The sequence below is a fragment of the Streptomyces sp. UNOB3_S3 genome (genome assembly GCF_020740895.1).
GTDB lineage: Bacteria > Actinomycetota > Actinomycetes > Streptomycetales > Streptomycetaceae > Streptomyces.
This window is the reverse complement of sequence record NZ_JAILXP010000403.1, coordinates 1-6,203: the sequence shown is the minus strand read 5'-3', so window position 1 is coordinate 6,203 and position 6,203 is coordinate 1. Positions and strand designations below refer to the sequence as shown.

The window sequence follows — 6,203 nt, the reverse complement described above, 5'->3', positions numbered from 1 at the left end:
CACCCGCTCTTCGCGGGCCTGGTGAAGGCGGCCGTCGAGCGCCAGCAGCAGGGCTGATCCATAACGGCCCCCACGAGGGCCTATACGGTTGACCGGGGTGAGCGCCTCCGCCCGGAGGCGCTCACCCCGGTTTCCGTATTTCTGGAGGACGTAACCCATGGCGCACGAGGCCGTCGACGAGCCCATCAAGGACACCGCCGAGGAATGGCGGGTCACCGCCAGCGAGACGCCGTTCACCGGCAACAAGACCAGTGTCCGCACGGACACGGTCGTGATGCCCGACGGCTCCCCGGCCAAGCGCGACTACCAGGTGCACCCCGGCTCGGTCGCCGTCCTCGCCCTCGACGAGCAGGACCGGGTGCTGGTCCTCAACCAGTACCGCCACCCGGTCCGGCAGCGGCTGTGGGAGATCCCGGCCGGCCTGCTGGACGTCCCCGGGGAGAACCCGCTGCACGCCGCGCAGCGCGAGCTCTACGAGGAGGCCCACGTCAAGGCCGAGGACTGGCGGGTGCTGACCGACGTCTACACCACGCCGGGCGGCTGCGACGAGGCCGTGCGGATCTTCCTGGCGCGCGGGATCTCCGCCGCCGAGGGCGAGCGCTTCGCCGTCGAGCACGAGGAGCTCGACATGCAGATCGCGCGGATCCCGCTGGCACTGCTGGCGCGCGGCGTCCTCAAGGGCGAGCTGCACAACAACTGCCTGGTCGTCGGCGTCCTGTCGGTCATGGCCGCGCTCGCGGGCGACGGCCTGGAGGCGCTGCGCCCGGCCGACGCTCCTTGGCCGGCCCGCCCCTTCGAGGCCTGACGCGGGGCCTGACCCGGGGCCTGGCACAGGGCCTGACGCGGGGCCTGACGGGCCGTCGGTCCGACCGTCGGGACGGGCCGCGCGGTCCGACCATCATGCAACCCGAATAGGTGATCTTCAGCAACGCGCTACCGCGTTACCCGGAGTGCGGTGGGTGGTGAACTAGGCTCGACGCGTCCCCCACCGCGGCCGCGGCGGGGGTTGAGCGTGCAGCAGGTTCCCGTGCGCGCGGGTCGGGGGTCTCCCACCGCGGGCAGGGGAAGGGAGTGGACCCGTGGCGGAGCGGACGGTGGAGACCGGCGGACCGGCAGTGGTCCCGCCCGAGCGGCGGCCTCCCGGCCCCGCCCCCGTGGTGAGCCCCCGTCAGCGGCTCACCCGTACATCCTCGTTCGAGGCCCAGCGCACCGAGCTGTTCGTGGGCCGGCAGCGCGAGCTCAAGGAGCTGCGCGCCGACATCGTGCGCGCGGGCCTCGACACCCTCTCGGGCCGCAAGAAGCCGCGCGGCCGGGTGCTGCTCATCGCCGGACGGCCCGGTTCCGGCCGGACCGCCCTCGCCGAGGAGCTCGCCCGGCAGCTCGCCGCGGACTACCCGGACGGAGTACTGCGCGCCCGGCTGACGGGCGCCGACGGGGCGCCCGTGCCCACCGAGCGGACCGCGCGCGCCCTGCTCGCCGAGCTCGGCGCGCCCGTACCGGCGGGCGCCGAGGAGGACGAGCTCACCCAGGCCCTGCGCGACGCCCTCAACGGGCGGCGGGTGCTGCTCGTCCTGGACGACGCGGCGGGCGCCGAACAGGTGGACCCGCTGCTGCCCGACGAGCCCGAGTGCCTTGTCGTGGCCGTCTCGCGGGGCCCGCTGACCGGTGTGCCGGACGTCCGGCCCTGCGCGCTGGGCGGCCTGGACACCCCGGCGGCCGTCGAACTGCTGGAGTGGTTCGCCGGCCCCACCCGGATCACCTGCGACCCGGTGGCGGCGAAGACGGTCGTCGAGGAGTGCGGCGGCCAGCCCGCCGCGCTGGTGCTCGTCGGCGGCTGGCTCGCCGCCCAGCCCAAGACGACGGTCGTCGACGCGGCCAAGCGGCTGCGCGAGCTGCCGCCCGCCGACGGCCACGAGAAGGGCGGCCGGCTGCTGGCACGGGCCTTCTGGCTGGCCTACGAGGCCCTGCCCACGCCCACCGCCCGGCTGCTCCACCTGCTCGCGCTGGCCCCCGCCGGGCTGGCCGACGCCCACACCGCCTCCGCGCTCGTGGGCACCTCCCTGACCACCGCCCAGTCCGCGCTGGAGGACCTGACCGCCCGGGGCCTGCTGCGCCTCGAGACCCCCGGGGAGGGCCCGGACGGACTGCCCCCGCAGTACCGGGTGCCGAGCTGCCTGGCGCCCCTGCTCGGCACGCTGCTGCACGCCCAGGAGCGGCCCGGCGAGATCGAGCTGGCCCGGGCGCGGATGCTGGAGCGGACCGTCCGCCGGCTGTACTCCTGCCGTGCCACCACGGAGCGGAACGATCCGGCGGTCCGCCGCAGGATCGAGCAGCTGCCCCGGCCGCTGCGCTTCCCCTCCCGCCGCGCCGCCGAGGAGTGGCTGCTGGCCCGGCTGCCCGCGCTGCTCGCGGCGGCCCGGCTGGCGGTGGAGGACGGCCGGCTGGACACCCTGGCCCGGCGGCTGGTCTCCGCGCTGACCCGGGCCCTGACGGCCCATCTGGGGCCGGAGGCGGCGGCGCCCGAGCTGTACGGGCTGCACCAGCTCGTCCTCGACGTGGCCCGGCGCTGCGAGATGCCGCTGGAGAAGGCCGCGGCGCTGCTGAACCTCGGCGATCTGGACGCCCGGGCCGGCCGGACGCCGGAGGCGCTGGACCGCTACCGCCAGGCGCTGGCGTCGGCGCGCGAGGCCGGGGACCCGTACGCCACCAGCCGGGCGCTGGAGTCCATCGGGGCCGCGCACCAGGAGCTGGGCGACTTCCAGCGGGCCGCCGACTGGTACCGGCGCGGCCTGGAGCTGCGGCTGACGAGAGGGGAGCTGGCCGACGAGGCGCGGCTGTACGGGCGGCTGGGCACGGTCCACGGCTACGCGGGCCAGTGGCCGGAGGCCCTGCGCGACTGGCGCGCGGCGGCCGCCGCCCACCGCAGGCTGCGCGACCACGCCGGGCACGCCCGGGCGCTGGGCGAGGCCGCGTGGGCGCAGGAGCACATGGCCCGGCCGCGCGAGGCGGCGCGTACCGCGCTGGAGGCGGTGGAGTCCGCGCAGGCGGCCGGGGACGCCCGCTTGGAGGCGGCGCTGCGGCTGCGGCTGGCGGAGACCCTGGAGCGGCTGGGTGACGCGGCGGGGGCGCTGCGGCACCGGGGCTGTGCGGAGCGGCTGCTGGACGGGCCGGGCGCGCCCGGTTCCCCGGGTGGACCGGGCGGACCGGGCGGACCGGGGGATTCTGCCGAGGGGGTGGAGCCACCGGGGGTCCAGTAGGGGGTACCGCAGGGTAACGGATCTTCTACCTAAGAAATCAGTGGCGCATCGCGCAAAGATTGGTGCATTGCAAGGCTAGACAACGCGCAATCCTTCAATAGACTGGCTGGGCCGCGTTCGACGCGGTCTGTTCTGGTGTGCCCGGCATATCAGGATTAGCCTGTCATTCTCTGATTCAAGGACCGTGATCGACGTGAAGGTCGGCATCCCCCGCGAGGTCAAGAACAACGAATTCCGCGTGGCCATCACCCCCGCGGGCGTGCTCGAGCTGGTGCGCAACGGCCACCAGGTCTTCGTCGAGAAGGGGGCCGGTCTCGGCTCCTCCATCACCGACGCCGAGTACGTCGGGGCCGGCGCGGCCATCCTGGACTCGGCCGACGAGGTCTGGGCCACGGCCGACCTGCTGCTGAAGGTCAAGGAGCCCATCGCCGAGGAGTACCACCGCCTCCGCAAGGGCCAGACCCTCTTCACCTACCTCCACCTGGCCGCCTCGCGCGAGTGCACGGACGCCCTGCTGCAGTCCGGTACCACCGCCATCGCCTACGAGACGGTCGAGCTCGCCAACCGCGCGCTGCCGCTGCTCGCCCCGATGTCCGAGGTCGCGGGCCGGCTGGCCCCGCAGGTCGGCGCCTACCACCTGATGCGCTCGGTCGGCGGCCGCGGCGTGCTGCCGGGCGGCGTCCCGGGCACCCACGCCGGCAAGGCCGTCGTCATCGGCGCCGGCGTCTCCGGCTGGAACGCCGCCCAGATCGCCGTCGGCATGGGCTTCCACGTGACCCTGCTCGACCGCGACATCAACAAGCTCCGCGAGGCCGACAAGGTCTTCGGCACCAAGGTGCAGACCGTCGTCTCCAACGCCTACGAGCTGGAGAAGGCCGTTGTCGAGGCCGACCTCGTCATCGGCGCCGTCCTCATCCCGGGTGCCAAGGCCCCCAAGCTGGTCACCAACGAGCTCGTCGCCAAGATGAAGCCCGGAAGTGTACTTGTCGACATTGCGATCGACCAGGGCGGCTGCTTCGAGGACTCCCGTCCCACCACCCACGCCGAGCCGACCTTCCAGGTCCACGACTCGGTCTTCTACTGCGTCGCCAACATGCCGGGCGCGGTGCCGAACACCTCCACCTACGCGCTCACCAACGCCACGCTGCCCTACATCGTGGAGCTGGCGAACCGCGGCTGGCAGGAGGCGCTCCGCCGCGACGCCGCGCTGGCCAAGGGTCTCAACACCCATGAGGGTCAGGTCGTTTACGGCCCGGTCGCCGAGGCGCACGGACTGCCGCACGTCGAACTGAACACCCTGCTCGGCTGACCCGGAAGCAGCCGATCGGCGAAGAGCTCATACCCGGCCGGGCCTTGCACAGCAAGGCCCGGCCGGGGCGTTTCGCCATGGTTTGACCCGCCCGTGATTCTTCCGGGTTATCCGCCGTACACCCTTGACAGAAGGGTGTTCGATTGCCGACACATCGTGCCGTCTCCGGCGGATTGTGTTGCTGCGGACCGCCGACACGCCATAGAGTCGCCAACCGTCGGCATGGTGCCACGCTGACGTATCTAGATGTTTCCTGGTCACCAAGGAGGTAGGACGACTTGTGAATGAGTCGACATTTGCTCCCGGGGGTGGTCACCCAGGAATGTCTGCGCTGGGCCAGAGTCCCGTGGGACTCCACGCTGTCGGCTCCGTCGCTGTCCACACCTACTCAGCACTCGCAGCGCACCAGGACATCCAGAGCATGACGACAGCCCACCAGAGCATGGACGGTCACCACATGAACGCCATGGCCGGCGACGGGGCGGAGTCCACCCGTCTCGCCGACTACGAGAACGTGCCCGAGGGGCACTTCTACGACCCCGACGCGGAGTACGAGCCCGACCCCGAGTACGCGGCCACCCTCGCGCCGGACGCCGCCCGCCAGCGCCGTGAGCGCATCGGCCCCACCGGGCGTCCCCTGCCGTACTTCCCGATCCCCGGACCGCTGGCCGACCACGGCCCGGCCAAGATCATTGCCATGTGCAACCAGAAGGGCGGGGTCGGCAAGACCACCTCGACCATCAATCTGGGCGCCGCGCTCGCGGAGTACGGCCGCCGGGTGCTCCTCGTCGACTTCGACCCGCAGGGCGCGCTCTCCGTGGGCCTCGGAGTCAACCCGATGGAGCTGGACCTGACGGTCTACAACCTGCTCATGGAGCGGGGCATGCAGGCCGACGAGGTCCTGCTGAAGACGGCGGTCCCCAACATGGACCTGCTGCCCAGCAATATCGATTTGTCAGCGGCCGAGGTCCAGCTGGTCAGCGAGGTGGCCCGCGAGTCCACCCTCCAGCGGGCCCTGAAGCCCCTGATGGCCGACTACGACTACATCGTGATCGACTGTCAGCCCTCGCTGGGCCTGCTCACCGTCAACGCCCTGACGGCCGCTCACAAGGTGATCGTCCCCCTGGAGTGCGAGTTCTTCGCGCTGCGCGGTGTCGCCCTGCTGACCGAGACCATCGAGAAGGTCCAGGAGCGGCTCAACCCGGAGCTGGAGCTCGACGGCATCCTCGCCACGATGTACGACTCGCGCACCGTGCACAGCCGCGAGGTCCTCGCGCGGGTGGTCGAGGCGTTCGACGACCACGTCTACCACACGGTCATCGGCCGTACGGTCCGCTTCCCCGAGACCACGGTCGCGGGCGAGCCCATCACCACCTACGCGTCCAACTCCGTGGGTGCCGCCGCGTACCGCCAGCTGGCCAGGGAGGTGCTCGCCCGTTGTCACGCCGAGTGAGCCTGCCCGGCGCCGACGAACTGTTCCGCACCACCGGCGGGATGGGGCTCCAGTCCTCCTCCCCGCGCCGCAAGGCGAACGGCGAGACGCCGCCGAGGGTGCCGGGTCCGGGTGACGCGCCCGACGGCGAGCGGCCGGGCAAGACGGCCGCCGCCGTCCCCGAGGGCCGTAGCCCCGCCGTGCC

General features: G+C 72.7%; 4 protein-coding genes and 1 pseudogene. All 5 read left to right on the top strand.

Going from position 1 to position 6,203, the window contains the following annotated elements:
• Positions 1–157: 157 nt before the first annotated feature.
• The gene (locus K6I33_RS30115) at positions 158–805 is read left to right on the top strand and encodes an NUDIX hydrolase (RefSeq protein WP_229357712.1); all 648 of its coding nucleotides are present in this window, start codon (positions 158–160) and stop codon (positions 803–805) included.
• Between the two features lie 274 nt (positions 806–1,079).
• Entirely contained in the window at positions 1,080–3,257 is a 2,178-nt protein-coding gene (locus K6I33_RS30110; protein ID WP_374286124.1) for a tetratricopeptide repeat protein, read from the top strand.
• Positions 3,258–3,450: 193 nt separating this feature from the next.
• Entirely contained in the window at positions 3,451–4,566 is a 1,116-nt protein-coding gene (gene ald, locus K6I33_RS30105; protein ID WP_229357713.1) for an alanine dehydrogenase, read from the top strand.
• A 322-nt stretch (positions 4,567–4,888) separates the two neighbouring features.
• The gene (locus tag K6I33_RS30100; protein ID WP_229357711.1) at positions 4,889–6,019 is read left to right on the top strand and encodes a ParA family protein; all 1,131 of its coding nucleotides are present in this window, start codon (positions 4,889–4,891) and stop codon (positions 6,017–6,019) included.
• Positions 6,004–6,203: pseudogene (locus K6I33_RS30095) on the top strand (hypothetical protein); the annotation flags it as partial. The gene K6I33_RS30100 and the pseudogene K6I33_RS30095, both read left to right, overlap by 16 nt.

Coding starts and splice junctions, on each gene's coding strand:
- K6I33_RS30100 (WP_229357711.1), top strand. CDS start 4,889: ATGTCTGCGCTGGGCCAGAGTCCCGTGGGACTCCACGCTGTCGGCTCC.
- K6I33_RS30115 (WP_229357712.1), top strand. CDS start 158: ATGGCGCACGAGGCCGTCGACGAGCCCATCAAGGACACCGCCGAGGAA.